Below are 16,538 nucleotides of genomic sequence, written 5' to 3'. Positions count from 1 at the left end.
CTGCCCCGATGAGCCAGTGGAGCGACATCGCCGTCGCGCGTCTTCTGGACGATGCGTCCTGCCCGTCCTGCGGGGTCGATGCCCTGCAGAACAGGCGCTGCCGCAACTGCGGCGCCGACCTCAACGGGAGAATCGGCCTCGAACTCTGGAGCGCCTCCCGGGACGCGGCCACCGCCCTGCGAGCGCGGCAGGCGGTGCTCGAGCGTGTGCCGCGCTTGCTCGCCGAGCCGTCTGGAGCCAGTGCAACCGAACCGTCGCCGGCGGCGACTCCGCCAGCATCTGCCGCCCTCGCTGCGCCCGCCGCAGCCAGCCCAGCTGCCGCTGATCCGCGCTCGAGCGCCACAGTTCAGTCGGTGCTGGCGGTAGCGGGTGCCGGGCTGTTCGCGATCTCGGCGATCGTCTTCACCTTCTTCAACCCCGACCTCAGCGATCGTGCGCTGCGCAGCGTGATCGTCGGCCTCATCACACTCTTGTTCCTGGGCGGCGCCTGGCTGCTCGCGCGGCGCAGGCTGCAGTTCTCAGCGGAGGCCGTCGGTGCGCTTGGAATGCTGTTCGTCGCCCTCGACGTGTACGCGCTTTCCGAACTGACCGTGAGCGGCCTCAGCCCGTGGGTGTTCACTGCGGTCGGCACACTCGCCAGCGGCTCGGTCATGGTGGCACTGTCGCGGGTGGCGCGCATCCGGACCTGGCTCTGGATCTCCCTGCTCGGCCTTTCCGTGGTGCCTTCGATGCTCGGGTACGCGGGCGGCACCGTGTTGTCGGCGGTCATCGGACACCTCGGCACCGCATTCGTCGCTCTCGCACTCGTCGCACTCGTCCGCGCCACGGCACGCAGATTCGACGGGCGCCTCCGGGCGGAACAGGTGACGTTGACGGTGGTGCAGGTGGTCGCCGTCGCAATCGTGCTCGCTCAGGCGAGACTGATCGAGGCCGACAGCACCACGGGATACTGGCTCGGGATCTGCGCCATCCTTGCCGCGATTGCGGTGCTCGCCGGCCTCGCCAGCCGCTATCTCGCACGCGGTCTCTGGAGCTTCGTCGCCGGGGCTGCCGGCGTCGCCGCATGCACCGGGCTGCCATTCGCCCTCGACCTCGGGGCCCATGGCGCCGAGCAGTGGTACTTCGCCTTCATCGCTGTCGCGGGCGCCGCAGGACTCATCGTCCTCGGCGCCCTGGCCCCGACCCCGGCGACGATCGAGCGGCGACGGTTCACCGGCGGCGCGTTCGGGATGGCCGTGGTCAGTGTCCTGGCGACGGTGCTCGTGGCGCTGCTGATCGGCGCCGCGAAGGTGCTTGGTTCCTTCAACGGCTCCGATCTCGTCGCCTCAGTGATTGACACAGGCGGCGTGCTCGCGGTCGTGCTCGGCCTCGCCGCCGGTGCCATTGGCTTCGGGGTCTTCGCCGCAATCACCCTGCACCGGGACATCGCCCAGGCGCCCCTCGCGAACGGGGGCGCAGCGCTCGCTATCTGGCTGGCGGCGCTCTCAGGGCTCGTGGTCGTCTGTGCCCCCGGCCTCTTGCCCTGGGCTCAAATCGCGATCGCCCTTGGGCTCGCGGTGGCCACGAGCGCCGCGCTCGTTCTCGTCCCGGGCATCCGGGCGGCTTCGCTCCGCTTTCGCCTTCCCCTGATCCTCGCGGCTCATGTGGCGGTCCTTCTCGCCGGCATCATCTCGTGGACCGACGTTCGCCTCGCGGCGTGGGCGGGCATCGCAGTCGTCACGGCCATCATCGCGCTCGCGCGACCCGTGCCCGCCGGGACTCGTTTTCTCCACGTCGCTGTCGGCTACGCCTACGCCCTCGTGGTCGTGGCGACAGCGCTCGGACAGCTCGGCATCGGCACGATCGCGCTCCTGTGCCTCACCACGTCGATCGGGCTGATCGGCGCAATCGTCGCGACCGCCCTTCCGCAAGTAAAACCCGCAGCCTGGTACTCGATCCTGGTCGTGACATCCGTGCCCTTTGTGATCGGCGTGATCCAGGTGGTCTTCGAGCGCAGTGGCTGGACCGCTCTCTCAACCGGCATCATGTTCCTGCTTGCGATGACCCTCCTCGTTTCCCGCCGGCCCGGACTCGGCATCGTGCTGCGCGCGATTGCCGCGGGCCTGCTCATCCCGTCCCTGGCCGTCGTCGTCGTATGCCTCGGCGCCCAGGTGCTTGTGGGCAGCGCCTCACCCGTGACGCTGCCGGTCATCGCAGCGATCGTCGCTCTCGCGCTCCCGAGCACTGGGGTGATTCGCTCGGCCCTCAAGCGACGCGGCATCGGCGAACCGGACGCCACGGTCGCGCGGATCGCCCTCGAGGTGTCTGCCATGCTCACCGGCGTAATCGCCGTCGGGCTCGCGCTCATCCGGGTGGCGGCTGGCTTGCCGACGACATTCCTCGTGCTCGTCATCCTCGCCCTCGGCGCAGCGGCGACATCGTTCTGGGCGAAGCGCCGCTACGGATGGTGGACCGCGGCTGCCTGCCTCACGGGAGCCTTGTGGTGTGTGTGGGCTCTGATCGGTATCGGCCTGCTCGAGCCATACCTGCTCCCGCCGAGCCTCGCAGCCACGACCATCGGCCTGCTCCTCACCGCGCGCGGCGCACAAGGCGTGCCGCTGTACACCGGCGGGCTCCTCGTCGCCGTCGTGCCGACCTTGGTGGTACTGGCGGTGCCGGAGGCAGGTGAAACCGTCGGTGCAGCATGGCGCGGCTTCGGGCTGGTCGCCGCGTCGTGGGTGCTGCTCGGGCTCGGCCTGCTGCTCGACCGGTGCGTGTCGCCTCGCGCCGAACGGCTGCGCACACTCTGCACGCCGACCCACGCGGTCGCGATCATCGCCGGGGCTGCCGGGGCTATCCAGGGCGTGCGCTTTGGCGTCGGTGCCGACGTGGTCCAGATCGCAGGAATACCGTTGGTCGTGGTGTGTCTCGGGATTGGCCTGGCCAGCGCCGTGCCAGCTGCCGCAGCGGCGCGGGCCATCTTGTCCCATGCCGAGATATCTCAACCGGCGCGCATCCGAGGGTGGTCTTTCGGTCGCCTGTCTGCTCGCTGGCTTTATGCCCCCGCCGCCCTGTACGTCGGGCTCGCTACCTGGACGGCCATCGAACGAGACTGGTTCACGATCTGGCTGATGTGGTCGCTCATGGTCGCCTACCTCGCCGCCATGGTCATTGTCGCGGTGCGGCTGCGAAACGGGCGGACAAGCCTGCCTCCCGTTTGGTTCATCTTCACGCTCGCGTTCGTCACTGCGATCGTGGCTTGGAGTCCGCGTGACTTGCGAGTCGAGTGGTTCTCGCTGCCCCTGGGCCTTTTCCTACTCTTCGCCGGCGTTGCCGCCATGCGCGGCAGGCAACGGGATACAGCTGACACTCAGCGCGGCACGCTCAGTAGCTGGCCCGCCCGCTGGCACGGCTCGTGGCCGCTGCTCGCCCCCGGGCTCGGCGTGATGTTCCTGGCCTCGATCCTCGCGACTTTCACCGACCCCCAGACCTGGCGGGCCATCCTCGTGATCGCGATTGCGCTCGTCGCCATTCTCGTCGGCTCGAGCCGGAAACTCGCGGCACCCTTCCTGCTGGGCATTATCGTGCTGCCCATCGAGAACATCTTCGTGTTCGTGGTGCAGATCGGCCGCGGCATCGAATCGGTGCCGTGGTGGATCACGCTGGCCGTCGTCGGCGCCGTGCTGCTCATCATCGCCGTCACCTATGAGCGTCGAGCCGGGGACGACAACAGCATCGCGGCGCGATTGGGCGACCTGGCATGAATTCCGCACGCCGAGGCGCCGCTGAGACGTAAAGGACGGCGACAACGGATACGGGAACGACTGCAGTGTCGCCGGATAGATAGTGCGCTACCCGAGTGGGGCCGAGCCAAAATGTAGATAGTCGGGACCTGTGTAGTCGAAAATTGTGACGCTGTGAATCTCGTCCATGTGTTGGCTTCCCCGAATCTCGATCTCTTGCGTACTGGCTGATGCCCTGACGGTGGAGATGTCATAACTGAGGCCGCCATCGGTGGTCCAGGCGCTATCAGTGTTCTTGACCAGCTCCCCTTCATTGAGGTAGAGCCTCAAGTTCGGAGAGGCTCCCGTGCTGAAGTCGCTGAGGGTCGCCCAGACAGTGCCATCGCTGCGACGTTCGATCTCAACGGAGCCGACGGTCTCGGTCCATTGAGTCACGAATTGCCCTGCAAGCGGGAGTTGCCGCTCGAATCCGCTCATTCCGGCGGAATTGTTTTGGCTCGTCTCCGTCGTCGGAGACGTTGAAGGCGTTGAGGTGGGCGTTGGCGTTGGCGTTGGCGTTGGCGTTGGCGTTGAAGCTTTCGATTCAATGCTCGGATTCGGGGCGCTGCCACAGCCGCTGGAGCAGAGCACGATCACCCCAGCCAGCACTAGTGCCGATGTCTGACGCAGAGCGAATCGCATGCGCTCGAACCTACCGGTCAGGCGGCCGTTGCCGGCGCATTCGGATACAAGGAGTTTCACAGAGGTTGTTCGCGCTACAACGCCCTTCCTGCCCCATGGGCAGTCACCCAACCCCCTCCGCGAAGAGAAATGAAGGTCGAGGTCTACCGAACCTTGTGTGTGAGTCGAAGGCCGAATGGGTGTGGCCCGGCGAGGTACCAAACGAGCGCGCCGAGCAGAGGCGCGAATACGACGGCGATCATCCAGAGGGCCTTCTCCACCTCGGACAGGTCGCGGGTTCGCGCAATCTGGACGATGGCGTACGCGATCGCAGCGAGGTAGAGGACGGCGACGACGGATGCGAGAGCGACTGCAAGTGCGGCTGGACTGTCCACCACGGTTCCGTTCGTTTGGATACTTCAAGATAGGGCCCCAGTGAAGATGCGTCTCCGGAACCTCCTGTGGGGGACTTGCACTCGCTACTTACCGGCAGCGGGCCCGTGACCTTCCGTGGGTTGGCTCGCCTCAAGAATGGCGCTCTTGCGCCGCCCCCAGCGGATGAAAAGCCCCAGAGCCACGACGACCCCAACCACAACGAGAACCTGGACTACCACCCAGAAGTTCCACCAAAAAAGAGCACTGAATTCCATTTCGCCCCCCTCGATTCGCGGACACCTGAGTGCCCTACTAAGAGCGAGCCTACGACCGCGAGGTCGTTCGGGTAAATACGCCGTCGATTGCTTGGCCAGGAGGGAACATCCGGAGCAGCTCGTAAGACGAACCCCTTCCTCGCGGCAACCAGTGGCTTCGCCTTGCCGTCGTCGCGGGCGGCGTCGTCGTCGGGTTCCCCCTCCTCACCTCATTCGCCCTCACTACGGCGTCGGCCAGCCACGGTGCCGTGGTCATTGCGTTCCTCCCGGCAGCGACGGCCGTCATGGCTGTAATCCGGGGAAGAGAGCGACCACTACTGCCGTTCTGGATCACGGCTGCACTAGGGGCGCTGGTGGCTGTGGCTTTCGCATCACTGCAGGGCGGCGGAGGCATCCGCTTGCAATGGTCCGACCTGCTCCTGTTCGGTGCCGTCGCGGCCGCCGCCATCGGCTACGCCGAAGGAGGCCTGCTCGCGCGCGAGATCGGATCCTGGCAAACCGTATCGTGGGCTCTCATTCTGGCCGCACCCCTCATGGTCGCCCTGATGACAATGGCTATCGTCGACCAGCCTCCTACCGGCACGCTTAGCCAATGGGCGGCGTTTGCGTACCTTGGAGTGGTGAGCATGTTCCTGGGATTCTTCGCCTGGTATCGCGGACTCGCTACCGGGCCCATGGCCCAGGTCAGCCAGGTGCAACTCACCCAACCTGTCCTCAGCATCCTCTGGGCCGCACTCATCCTCCGCGAAGAGCTCACCTGGCAGACCATCATTGGCGGCATCGCGGTCATCCTCTGCGCCGGCATCGCCGTTCGAACCCGCCGGGGTCGCGTCAGACTCACACGCTCCGCCGAGGACCGTGCGGTTCAATCATCACCAGTCGAGGCGATGCCCAGCACCAACCTCCCGTAAAGGGAACCCCTGCGCGACGGATCCGCGGCCAATCGGGCCGATTGCCGAGCGCCCAGATTCTGGGTCAGTGGGGGGACCGTAGCTGCTCGCCCGGTTGGAGCGCCGTGCCGGCTGCGCACCCGAGCTCTCCGGGCTGAAGCAGAATCTTGGGCACCTGCAACACCTGCACGCCGTCGACGTCTCGTTTCACGAGCAGGCAGTCGTCCCCATCGCCCATCGCGAAGCCGATGTCGCCGTCGACTACCGTCGCCTCGGGATCGAACGCGACCTCACGCTCACCGGTCGGCTGCGGCATCCGCTTGACGATCTCGGCGACTATGTCGTCAGCGGATGCCGCGGACGGCGCGTTTGTCAGCACCTCGACGACGAGAGCCTCCGCTCCGTCGGGAACAACGTTAACCAAGCGGGTGTCGACCGGAGGGGGGATGCGCTTTGCGTCCGGCGGGCAAGCGATGTCGTGGGCGACCGCTGTGTCGTCGCTCCATTCGCCGGGCTCCTCGGTTGCGACCCCCCAGAAATCGAACTGCGACTCAAAGCAAGCGACGTGCGGCCCTTCGTTCGGGGTGGGCTGTATCGTCGCACGAAACTGCAGCGCTCCAAATGGTTCGCCGTGGATCGCGCCGGGATATGGTTCGTAGCCGATCAACTCGACCACGGTCGAGTTCTCGGTGTCGGTGTCAGCCCAGCGGGCATAGTCATCGATCACGTCCGTCCCCTCACGGTAGAGACCCCGAGAGACGTCAGCGACTGCCTTGCGCGCCGACACTTGTGACACCGCGTCCGACCCCGGGACTGCCGCTCCCGCGCAACCAGTGAGCGTGCCGCACACCGCGAAGGACAACCATGCGACGGGGCTCGGACGGTGTCGGTTCGAAACGGAATGGCGCACGTTGTTGATCAAACCACAAGTCGGCAGGATGTTGTTGCGTGGGGGATGGCCCACATCAGCTCGGCGTCAACGCCGAAGGCGAAATCAAGCGGTAGTAATCATGTCATCGACGGTACCGCGGCTCCCCGCCCGCAAGGGGGAGGGTCAGCGGGCGGTGCTGCCCTGCTCCTACCTGCGGGGTGAGCCGTGCACGGCCGCGTCGGCTGTGCCTCCCGCCCGGGAGCGTGGGCCAGCGAAGCAGTGACAACGGCGTATCCTGCGCGCTACACTGCAGGCACGGCGGGGCCGAGCGCATTGGGAGATGGTGTGAAGGTTCTGGGTGCCGTCGCGGCCGGGCTGATGGCCTTGGGTGTCGCCGCGCTTCTCGTCGTGTTCCCCCTGGAAAACCGGGTCACCGAAGCCCTCGAGGCGCAGGCCACGCAGCTGGCTGTCCCCGCCGACTGGGAGCAGGTGAACGACACGGTTCGCCGCGAACAGTTCCTGTGTATGAGCACGAACCCGTGCCCGAGCATCTCCCGGCGGTGGGTGACGGACACCCCCGTTAGCGTCCACGACTTGGAGCGCATGGCGACGGGCGCGGGCCTCAGATTCTCGGTGGAGGGCACCTGCCAGCGGCCGCCGACTGCGTTCTCCGAAACGGGGGTTTGCACCTTGTACGGTGTCCGCAGTGAGAACCACTACCAGGTCTGGGTGAGCGACCGTCCGCAGGAGCCCCAGCAGGTCTCACTGGAAGTGCGTCCGAACCGCCCCTACCTCACTCAACCTCAGGGGTGAGGGCGTCCACCCTGTCCCGGAGGGTGGCGACTTCGGTGCGGAGCTGGTGCAGCTCGTAGGCCCTGTCGTCGAACCCTCTACCGGAACGCCGGTGAGGTCGCTTCTACGACGCCACCGACGGAACCTCCTAGAAGCTGTCAGACGCAGCGCCTGGCACGGGCCACCGCCACCTTAATGAACCTTCGGCAAATCGTGCTGTGCAAGCGCAGCAATGGCCTCTGGACTCAGATCACCGAGGGTCGCATCAGGTTAAAGACATCTGGCTGGGCCTCGAGGAGCCGGGCGTTCAAGGCCTGGACCCCATTCAGCTCGGCAAACAGAAATTCTTGATCGGAAACTGGGACCATCATGAGCCACGTGATGACCAGGTCGTCCGACTCCAGGTCCTCAATGTCGTTCCAGAGAAAAGGCAATACAAACAGTGCGTGTGGCACTGAAACGGCTTGATCAAATCCCGACATCACGTCAGGGAAGATCGTGTCTGGCCAAATTGAATGCTTGCCGGAGGCGATATTGAGTGCGCTTCCGATCAAACCGCTTTGGATCACTTTCCAATTGCTTCCAGCCGCAGCCAGGAGTTCTACCCCGAGGTTTTTCCCACCACCGGTTGAGAGGTTCGTGTACTGACTCATTCCGATAGTGGCGTAGGAGGTCACGCCGCACTGGGGGATGTTATCGCATTCGATCAGGTTGAGCGACGGCAGGCCTTCCTCCCCTCCCGGAGAGAGCAGGATCTTGGGCTCGACAGAAGGCGCAACGCCGAAAGCGGTCATGGTGTGACGCGTGATCTGTCTGGCTGTGAACATGGCTCTCAGAATTCCGCGAGGTTCGTGCGCGGCGCGGCGAGGCGAGGCGCGGTTCGTCTTCTTGGTGTCCGCCGCAACACCGTGCGGTTGTGGTCCAAGAAGATTCCCGGACGGAGCCTACTTAGGCAACTCGACCGGCTGCGGCCAAACGTGGACGTACCATATCCTCAATTGGCGTCACCGTCTGTGACCACTTCGATCCAGTTGGCTCACGCCGAACAGAATTTCGCATCGACGAGACCACTCGGAGTTCGAGCAAACGGTGTGTGAGACCGGATGCTCAGCAAGGATCTAAGGGAACGTCCCACGGGCACTCGCCATCGCGGTGCTGGGGTTCTCGTTTCATCTACGCCGATTGCAATTGATCCGCGACGGCCGCGGCTTTGGAGTTTCTGAGCAGCGGCACGGAGGCGACCATCACGAGGATGAGGGCCATTCCGCCGCCGATGATGAATCCAAGACGGGACTCTACGGCGTCCATGGCTAACCCCACCATGACGGCGGCAACGGCGGCACCAGCGTTGACTGCGGTGTTGATCCAACTGGATGCCTCGGTGCGTACTTCGACGGCGGTGATGTCGTCGGCGAGTAAGTAGCCGGTGACGAGCGAAGGGGCCAGGAAGAAGCCCACCACGACGAGCCCGAACCCGAGAACCGCGACAGACCCAAGAGCCGCTAGAAGTGCGCACAGCACGGTCATGAGAGTGCTCGAGATGAGTAGTCGCTTCACGAGCGAGTTCCTCCACGTCCGCTGGCCGTAGAGCAGACCTCCGACTGCGCTTCCGGCGGCGAAAGCGGCGAGCAGGATCCCGGCCAGGCCCACCGATCCTTGGCTGTCGGCGACTGCGGGTGCGACCACCTCCACGGTTCCGAGCACGACTCCCACGCCGAGAAGCGCGATCAGGATTGCGACGAACCCGCTCTGTCGTAGCGGCTGTGAACTGTTGCGCGGGGCAGTGGTGACGGCGCCGTGCCCTAGCGAGAGCGGGCTGCTTGTCATGCCGAGCGTTCCGAGAAGTGCCACCAGGGCTGTCGTGAGCAGTCCAACCGGCGGCGATGCCGCACCCACGACCGCAGCCGCGATCAACGGTCCCGTCGTGAAGAGTAATTCCTCACAAACCGCGTCGACGCTGAACGCCTTGGTTTGCACAGCTCCCGGCTCTGTAATGGAACCCCAGAGCACACGCATCGAGGCGCCGAGCGGTGGCGGAAACAACCCCACCACGGCCGCGAGGCCAACCAGCACCCCTGCTGGCGGCTCGGACTGGGCTGTCAGCGCAGCCATACCACTGAGGCCGGCGGCGAAGGCGATGGCTAGTGAGTTGAGTGCGAACCGCTGCCCGCGTCGGTCGACGAACCGTGCGCGGTAGGGGGATGCGATCACGTTCGCGAGTCCGAACGCCCCGGTGGCCGCGCCAGCGACAGCGAACGAGTCGGTGCTCCGCTGCACAGCGAAGAGCAGCACCAGGGTCACCATGGCAAACGAGAGGCGTCCGACAAGCGCGGGAACAAAGACCCTGAGTGCGCCGGCTGTACGCATTACCTCTAGGTAGCCGCCAGTCATGTGCGCGGGGCCGTGTCATGGTTCGAGACTTCGAACAGGGCAAGAGTTGCACTGATCCGGATGCCCTCTGGCGTGGCAGAGGGCATCGCCTCATCGTGGATTAGTCTTCCGACCTCGCGGGACATCTCGCGGATGCGATTCCATGCCTCGGGGGAGACCGTGACCTCGGCCTCGGTGAACACGAATTCGGATTCCGACACGTAGCGCGCGCTGCGGGCAATCAGTTCTGCCGCGAGAGAGCTCATCAGAGCCTGGTGCTCGTCGGCATGTCCCGAGCCGAGCACTTCGCCGCTGGCTGGGTCGTGCCGGTAGCGTTTGGCGGTCCCGCCGCGGATGCTCATCTCCTCGACAAGCTGCACGAGTCCGGCCTGAGCCAAACGACGTAGGTGGTAGCTCATGTTCGCCTGGCTCTCACCCAGAATTCGTGCTGCCTCAGTAGCGCTGAGAGCCTCCGCCGTCAGAATCGAAAGCAAGCGCAGGCGCAGCGGGTGGGCCACGACCCGCAGGCCATCGAGATTGTTGGGTGTGGTGGCATCCGGCATGCTCACACGATATTCCGAACCGGACCCGACCCCCAAATCGTTCTTTTGCGGTTTCTCATTCGGGAGATAGGCCTTGCTGAATCAGGCCATCTGCCTGGGCTCGATTGTCCGATAGCCGGAGCCCAACGAAGGCTCGTTGGGCTCCGTCCTGGGGACGTCAGGCTTGTGTCTGCGGAGACTCCCCGACAGTCGGTGACGTTGCTACGGGCGGCATCGCATGCGCTTGGGTCCGGGTGCGCCATGGCCTCTGACTGTGGATTGCCAGGACCTGTGCGCCGGGTGCGCGACGGTAGCGGATGCGATGGAACGGCGTGGGCGAAATTGCCCGTTTAACGGGAATCGGTGAGCAGCTGATACATGAGGTGGTCTTGCCACCGACCCGCTATTTTCAGGTATTCGGGTGCCGTTCCATAGCCCACGAAGCCCACACGTTCGAGGACTCGTTGGGAGCGCGCGTTGGGGATCAGCGTCTCGGCCTGAATCCTGTGCAGGCTCAATTCTTTGAATGCCAGCGCGGTCATTGCTCGAACTGCGTCGGTGGCATAGCCACGTCCGTTGCTCTCCTGTGCGACCCAGTACCCCATGTTGCAGGACTGAAAAGCTCCGTAGGTGATCCCGCTGAACGTGATCCGACCTACAACCTGCGAATCCTCGTCGAGAATCACGTGTGGCAAGGCCTCGCCTCGGCTGTGCCGAGCGAGCGCGTTTTCAACTTCCGCCTGCTGACCTGCCACCGTGAAGTAGGAGTCCGCGCGGACTGGGTCCCATGGAGCGAAGAAGAGCCGGCCTGTTAGCTGAAGGTCGGCAAGGCGCTCCACATCGTTGACGGATATGAGTCGAGTAGTAGCAGGCATTAGAGAATGCTCCCACACGCGACTCAAGTCATCCTTGCCCGCAAGCCGGACGATGATCGCGTCGGCGTAGTGCTCAATCGCACCGCCATAGAGCGGGTGCCCTCTTCTCGCCACGCACTAGTAAGTTGGCATAAGTTAGCTGATCGGTCTCGGCTCTGCCGCGGTCCCTGCGGTTGGTCAGTTGCGGGCATATTGGTAGCGCAACCAAGCACAGCGCGGCAGAGGTGCTCCCTGCCGGCAAGGGTGGGTTTACCTGCGCGCCCCGTATGCTTGCATCCGTGATCGCCGCCATCGCCTTCGTCACTCTGATTGGCCTGCTGGTTCTCTTCCAGCTTTCCCTCGCCTTCGGCGCGCCGTGGGGACGATTCGCGTGGGGCGGGCAGCATCCCGGCGTGCTGCCGCTCGGGTATCGGATCGCCTCCGGCGTCTCCATCCTGATCTACGGTTTCATCGCCCTGATCGCCCTCGACCGGGCGGGTGTCGCTGACGTGTTTCCCAACGCGTTCTCGCAAGTGGGGATCTGGGTGGTCTTTGGATACCTCACCCTCGGGGTGGTGATGAATGCGATCTCCCGGTCCAAACCGGAGCGGTATGCGATGACACCGGTCGCCCTCGCGCTCGCGATCCTCGCGCTGCTGATCGCGTTGAGCGGCCCCGCCGAGGAATCGTTCGCCGGCATGGTGATCGATGACGGAGACGGACCGGTGTTCTGCACGACGATCATGGAGTCCTACCCGCCCCAATGCGGCGCCGACTCCCATGCTATTACCGGGTGGGATTGGGCCGCGGTCGAGCACGAGCAGTCGCAAACGATCCGCTGGGGCGAGTACCGATTCAGGGGCGAGCGCGAGGGCAACACCATCTCCATCAGCGGTTCGACATCGCCGCTGCACTGACCGGGCGGAGGGAAGGAAACAACGCACCCATGAGGTGTAGCTGTCTTCGGTACGAACTCTGCGTCGGCCGTGATCATCCACGCGCTCTGATGCCCGCAAGCCGGACCCCTATCGATACGAATTCTGGCGCCGCCAACGAGTGGCGCCGGACATGGCGCTCTCGTGTCACAAGGGAACCTCTACCGGGCGATGGGTGAGTCGGTCGAGGGTACGTTGGGAGACGTGACTAGTCGTAATGGGCGAATCGCCCTGATCACCGGCGGCGTGATCGCTCTGATCCTTGGTGGAGTGTGGGCCGGGCAGGGCATAAATCTGATCCCGGGAAGTTTCATGACAGGTAGCCGCATGTGGCTTTCCATCGGGCTCATCATCGCTATCGTCGGCATCATCCTGATTGCGCTCGGCCTACGCCGGCCAGGGCCCCGGCCGCACGAGCAAGTGAGACTCCAACTATCGCGAGCCTAGATGGCGCTCCGACGCACGCTAGATGAACCCTGGACGGACGTCACCCCGCGCCCTCGACGGCGCGGCATTTCTGCGTAACCTGTGCACATGACGTCTCTGGCTACAAGATATGAGTCTGGCGAGTGGGCTGAGGTTTGGGCTGAGATAAGGCAGCTGGGACCAGTCCCGCACGCGCGTCAGACCGAGGTGGAAGACGTAGCACGTTCGACCATGAAGCGGGCGGGAATACAAATCGGACGCATCGTGGAGGTTCTCCTCGCTCTCGGATTCGAACCAGCGTCCTCGGGTATTCCCGTTGTCACCCCGCCACCGTGCGACGTGAGCGAACGGGTCGCGAAACTGGAACTTTTGTTGGGGCCGCTCCCCGCAGCGCTCAAGGCAAGTATGGGAGAGATTGGAGCCGTTTCTCTGTTGGGTGATTGCCCTGCAATTGGTCTCCACTATCACCAACCCCCACCCGCGCGAGTGAGCACGATGCCGCCTGGCTCTGACTACCCCGATCCGCTATGGCTGCCGTGCGTTGATCAGCTCGAGTCCGAGTGGGACGAGAGAGGCCATGACTTGCTAGAGCTGTCGACCTCATCGTTCGAATTCGCTCCTGATGAACTGCACAAGGCGAACATCAGTGGCGCAACACATGACATCTGGTTGCCCGACACTCACGCGGATCCAGTGCTTCTTGGTGTTGCGGGACGACCGAGCATCACCGTTGTGGAGTACCTCCGGCTCTCCGTCGCGTGGGGTGGATTCCCCGGTTACTCGTTCGGCCTAGCGCCACGGCCCAGAGTGCTGGAACAACTCACTTCGTCCCCGCTATTCTGACTGAGAGTGATGCACTCCGCGCAGATCAGCGAAGAGCGTCCGCAACGGAGTCTGAGACCGGCCTCAGGCCATTCCCCGAGCGGGGTTCGCAAGCCGGACGTTTCCCGGCATTCGTTTTGCCCGAGGTGGGGTAGCGGCTGATGATCGCGTCCGGGACCCGCGAGGGAAGGCTGGGCGAAGCCGGAGCCGATACTCCTGGAGGCGCGTCGGCCCAGACCAAAGAGGAATCAGGACGGGCGCACGTCCAATGCCACCCGCGGATTCCCCTGGGGATCCTCGCTGTTCACCGTCAGCTGATACTCATTACCGTCCTTGATAGCCCGCCCAGTGCACACGGTGGTCGGCCCGGTCGCGTCGGCTGGTCCCTACGTGATGCTCCTATAGTTGTCAATTGATATTTTGGACGGCTTTTTGCTCGTGGAGCCAGTCCCGAAATTGGCTCGCGAGGTAGTCGTCTCGGCTGAGTCCTCGTTCGATTCGGGAGAGGGTGCCAGGCCAGGTATTGAAGTGTCCGGCCGCCTCGCGGAGGGTGATGTGGAGGTCTTCGCGCGCGGTGCGTAGGTCGGTGATCGAGGGCGCCGCTTGTGGGTTGGTGAGTTGACGGTAGAGCTCCCGGGCGACGTATCGTTTCAGGCAGCGCATGATTTCCTTTTTGGTCTTGCCTTGAGCCGATCGTCGGGCCGCATAGTCTCTCGTGCGGGAGTCGGTTGCGAGGCGTGAGACGACGACGTGGTGGATTGCCGCGTTGGCCGCTCTGTCGCCGCCGCGGCTGTGCCTGTGCCGGCTTGTCTTGCCCGACGAGGCGGGTATCGGAGCTACGCCGACGAGTGCTGCGAACTGCGCTTCCGTGGCGATGCGTTTGGGGTTGTCGCCCACGGTAACGAGGAGCTGGCTGGCTACTTCTATGCCAACACCGGGGACATTCCGTAACAGAGGCGCGCAGTCCCGAAGAATCTCTGCCATCACTGCATCGGTGTCAAGAATCTCCCGCTCGAGAAATCGGTATCGGACAGCAAGTTTCTTCAAAGTGAGGGCCGTTGCGATCTCAGTGTCCGTGAGGTTTCCCATTGGACGGGAACGCTTCAACGCCGGGATGAGTTGCGCGGTGGTCAGCGGGCGGAACCGACTGCGCACGTGCTCCGGAGCGGAGACGAGTATCCCCTTGATCTGGTTGATGGCAATTGTGCGGGCCTTCATCGCTGAACTGCGGGCGGCACGGAGGACGCGGAGGCATTCAACGGGGCCGTCCTTGGTTTTCGGCGTCGACGTGCCTCGTCCGGCCAAGACCGATTCTGCTGCCTGATAGGCGTCTAAGGGATCCGATTTTCCGCGTAGACGCCGTGCTTGACGGTTGGGTCGGTTGACCTCGGGGACAGGGAGTCCTGCTGTTCGCAGAACTCGACTCAGTTCCGCCCCGTAACTGCCGGTTCCTTCGACGCCCACGCCGATGATCAGACCGAAGTGGGTAATGAAGGCGAGGATCTTCCGGTAACCCGAACTGACTGCCAGGAATTCTTCAGCAGCTAGGTGTTTGCCGTGCTCGTCGATGATGGCGGCAAAGTGAGTATCGGAGTGGGTGTCGACGCCGACGATGACATTCGGTGGGTCTGTTGCCATGATGAAGTTGCCCTTCCATTGCGTCCATCTGGGTAAAAGATGAGCACGTTGGCCAGGTGGGCAGACAAGACGGTAATGGGAATTCGCTTCAGGCTCCTATAAAGTCATGTCCGCCTGGTCAGCGCACCTTGAGCAGCCTCAAGACCGCGGACAGATCACGTAAAAGACAATCCTTGAAGGACGTCAGTCAGGGTTAGAGTCACGCAGCCTCAAGACTCTTCTCATCATTACCGTCAGGGTGAGTTGAGGCCAGTAGCTCAGAGCAAGTCCGCCGTTTGACGTAGGGCGAGAACCAGGAAGTCCGATCATGTCCAGCCCTTCTTTGATCGTCGTGCGCGACGATAGTTCGATGAGTAAGAACAGCAGTCCTGGCCCGCGTGCGGGTGGCCCGAGCGCGCGGCGCTCGTTCACGCCGGCGCAGAAGCTAGAGCACTTGGCCGCTTACGAGGACGCGATCTCCCGGAATGGGGGCGGGGCGTATCTGCCGGAGCAGGGCATCTATTCCTCGCAGATTACCGAGTGGCGAAAGCTTCGTGATGCGGGCGTGCTGCAGGGCAAGAAAGCCGGAGAGAAGATTGGCCGGCTCACGCCAGAGCAATCCGAGATCGCCAGGCTCCGCCGCCAGCTCGATCAATCCGAACAGCGCCTGGCCACGACGGAGGTGGCGTTGGAGATCATGTCAAAAATGCACGAGCTACTCGAAAATCTTTCGAAGAGCTCGCGGGACGAAACACCGCAGACGAAACCGTGATGACCACCTACCGTGAACTGACCCGCCGGGGTATTTCGACCCGCACCGCTGCCACGTTGGTGGGGATACCGCGGGCGACGGCAACCCGGGCGCCACGAACCCCGGCTGCCGGGCCGGCGTTGGTGCCAATGAACAAGCTGGGCGTCCTGGAGCGGGCCCGGATCCTGTCCGTGGTGAACTCGGCCCGGTTCGTGGACTTACCGCCGATCCAGATCTACGCGCAGCTGCTGGACGAGGGCGTCTACCTAGCGTCGATCTCAACGATCTACCGGATCTTGGCCGAGAACAAACAGGTCAAGGAACGCCGCCGCTTGGCCCGCCACCCGCCGCGGGCGATCCCGAAACTGCTAGCCACCGCCCCCGGGCTCGTGTTCTCGTGGGATATTACAAAGCTGCCTGGCCCGATCAAGGGCAAGTACTACGACTGCTACGTCATGATCGATATCTACTCCCGCTACATCGTCGGCGCCGTGGTCCACGCGTCTGAGTCCGCGGTCCTGGCCGCGGAAATGATGACGGAAACCTTCGGCATCCACGGCACCCCGCAGGTCGTCCACGCGGACCGGGGAACGTCACGGTCACGGATCCCGTCAAATTGATCAGGAGCGAGAGGGC

The 16,538-nt window shown here is 64.1% G+C and carries 12 protein-coding genes and 2 pseudogenes; 6 read left to right on the top strand and 8 right to left on the bottom strand.

Annotated features, from left to right (window positions below; all coding sequences use genetic code 11):
• Positions 1-8 precede the first annotated feature (8 nt).
• Positions 9-3,743: an SCO7613 C-terminal domain-containing membrane protein gene (locus tag E3T25_RS13895; protein WP_134374925.1), complete on the top strand. Its 3,735-nt coding sequence runs from the start codon at positions 9-11 to the stop codon at positions 3,741-3,743.
• Positions 3,744-3,830: 87 nt separating this feature from the next.
• On the opposite strand, the gene E3T25_RS13890 is transcribed toward E3T25_RS13895, so the two are convergent.
• Both E3T25_RS13890 and E3T25_RS13885 read right to left on the bottom strand, forming a co-directional pair.
• Complete coding sequence (locus E3T25_RS13890; protein ID WP_134374923.1) at positions 3,831-4,199, bottom strand: DM13 domain-containing protein; 369 nt, start codon at positions 4,197-4,199, stop codon at positions 3,831-3,833.
• A 347-nt stretch (positions 4,200-4,546) separates the two neighbouring features.
• Positions 4,547-4,780, bottom strand: coding sequence for a PLDc N-terminal domain-containing protein (locus tag E3T25_RS13885; RefSeq protein ID WP_158250188.1), 234 nt, complete (start codon positions 4,778-4,780; stop codon positions 4,547-4,549).
• Positions 4,781-5,166: 386 nt separating this feature from the next.
• Here E3T25_RS13885 and E3T25_RS13880 point away from each other — a divergent pair.
• Positions 5,167-5,943 (top strand): annotated as a pseudogene (locus E3T25_RS13880) (DMT family transporter); the annotation flags it as partial.
• A 64-nt stretch (positions 5,944-6,007) separates the two neighbouring features.
• On the opposite strand, the gene E3T25_RS13875 reads toward E3T25_RS13880, so the two are convergent.
• Complete coding sequence (locus E3T25_RS13875; RefSeq protein WP_134374922.1) at positions 6,008-6,649, bottom strand: hypothetical protein; 642 nt, start codon at positions 6,647-6,649, stop codon at positions 6,008-6,010.
• Positions 6,650-7,138: 489 nt separating this feature from the next.
• On the opposite strand from E3T25_RS13875, the gene E3T25_RS13870 reads away from it, so the two are divergent.
• Positions 7,139-7,606 carry a hypothetical protein gene (locus E3T25_RS13870; protein ID WP_134374920.1) on the top strand — a complete coding sequence of 156 codons (468 nt, stop codon included), beginning with the start codon at positions 7,139-7,141 and terminating at the stop codon, positions 7,604-7,606.
• A 224-nt stretch (positions 7,607-7,830) separates the two neighbouring features.
• Here the strand turns inward: E3T25_RS13870 and E3T25_RS13865 are convergent, their stop codons facing one another.
• The 4 genes from E3T25_RS13865 to E3T25_RS13850 form a co-directional block, all read right to left on the bottom strand.
• Positions 7,831-8,379, bottom strand: coding sequence for a suppressor of fused domain protein (locus E3T25_RS13865; RefSeq protein WP_166785028.1), 549 nt, complete (start codon positions 8,377-8,379; stop codon positions 7,831-7,833).
• A gap of 379 nt (positions 8,380-8,758) precedes the next feature.
• Complete coding sequence (locus tag E3T25_RS13860; RefSeq protein WP_166785027.1) at positions 8,759-9,952, bottom strand: MFS transporter; 1,194 nt, start codon at positions 9,950-9,952, stop codon at positions 8,759-8,761.
• A gap of 20 nt (positions 9,953-9,972) precedes the next feature.
• Positions 9,973-10,518, bottom strand: a complete 546-nt coding sequence (locus E3T25_RS13855; RefSeq protein ID WP_134374914.1) for an ArsR/SmtB family transcription factor — start codon at positions 10,516-10,518, stop codon at positions 9,973-9,975.
• A gap of 329 nt (positions 10,519-10,847) precedes the next feature.
• On the bottom strand, positions 10,848-11,372 hold the full coding sequence (locus E3T25_RS13850) for a GNAT family N-acetyltransferase (RefSeq protein ID WP_134375035.1): 525 nt from the start codon (positions 11,370-11,372) through the stop codon (positions 10,848-10,850).
• Positions 11,373-11,650: 278 nt separating this feature from the next.
• On the opposite strand from E3T25_RS13850, the gene E3T25_RS17555 reads away from it, so the two are divergent.
• On the top strand, positions 11,651-12,268 hold the full coding sequence (locus tag E3T25_RS17555) for a hypothetical protein (protein ID WP_241980899.1): 618 nt from the start codon (positions 11,651-11,653) through the stop codon (positions 12,266-12,268).
• Positions 12,269-12,490: 222 nt separating this feature from the next.
• Positions 12,491-12,733 (top strand): hypothetical protein, encoded by a 243-nt coding sequence (locus E3T25_RS13840; protein ID WP_134374912.1) that lies wholly within the window; start codon positions 12,491-12,493, stop codon positions 12,731-12,733.
• Positions 12,734-13,942: 1,209 nt separating this feature from the next.
• On the opposite strand, the gene E3T25_RS13835 is transcribed toward E3T25_RS13840, so the two are convergent.
• Positions 13,943-15,172, bottom strand: a complete 1,230-nt coding sequence (locus E3T25_RS13835) for an IS110 family RNA-guided transposase (RefSeq protein ID WP_134374910.1) — start codon at positions 15,170-15,172, stop codon at positions 13,943-13,945.
• A 349-nt stretch (positions 15,173-15,521) separates the two neighbouring features.
• On the opposite strand from E3T25_RS13835, the pseudogene E3T25_RS17550 reads away from it, so the two are divergent.
• Positions 15,522-16,498 (top strand): annotated as a pseudogene (locus E3T25_RS17550) (DDE-type integrase/transposase/recombinase); the annotation flags it as partial.
• Positions 16,499-16,538 lie beyond the last annotated feature (40 nt).

Source organism: Cryobacterium sandaracinum, from assembly GCF_004403415.1.
In the GTDB taxonomy this organism is placed as follows: domain Bacteria; phylum Actinomycetota; class Actinomycetes; order Actinomycetales; family Microbacteriaceae; genus Cryobacterium; species Cryobacterium sandaracinum.
The sequence above is the reverse complement of the archived record's forward strand: the minus strand, read 5'-3'. Positions and strand labels throughout refer to the sequence as shown.

Bases quoted from the DNA above. Each gene is read 5' to 3' on its own strand.
- E3T25_RS13895 (WP_134374925.1), top strand. From the start codon at position 9: ATGAGCCAGTGGAGCGACATCGCCGTCGCGCGTCTTCTGGACGATGCG.
- E3T25_RS13890 (WP_134374923.1), bottom strand. From the start codon at position 4,199: ATGAGCGGATTCGAGCGGCAACTCCCGCTTGCAGGGCAATTCGTGACT.
- E3T25_RS13865 (WP_166785028.1), bottom strand. From the start codon at position 8,379: ATGACCGCTTTCGGCGTTGCGCCTTCTGTCGAGCCCAAGATCCTGCTC.
- E3T25_RS13860 (WP_166785027.1), bottom strand. From the start codon at position 9,952: ATGCGTACAGCCGGCGCACTCAGGGTCTTTGTTCCCGCGCTTGTCGGA.
- E3T25_RS13855 (WP_134374914.1), bottom strand. From the start codon at position 10,518: ATGCCGGATGCCACCACACCCAACAATCTCGATGGCCTGCGGGTCGTG.
- E3T25_RS13850 (WP_134375035.1), bottom strand. From the start codon at position 11,372: ATGCCTGCTACTACTCGACTCATATCCGTCAACGATGTGGAGCGCCTT.
- E3T25_RS13835 (WP_134374910.1), bottom strand. From the start codon at position 15,172: ATGGCAACAGACCCACCGAATGTCATCGTCGGCGTCGACACCCACTCC.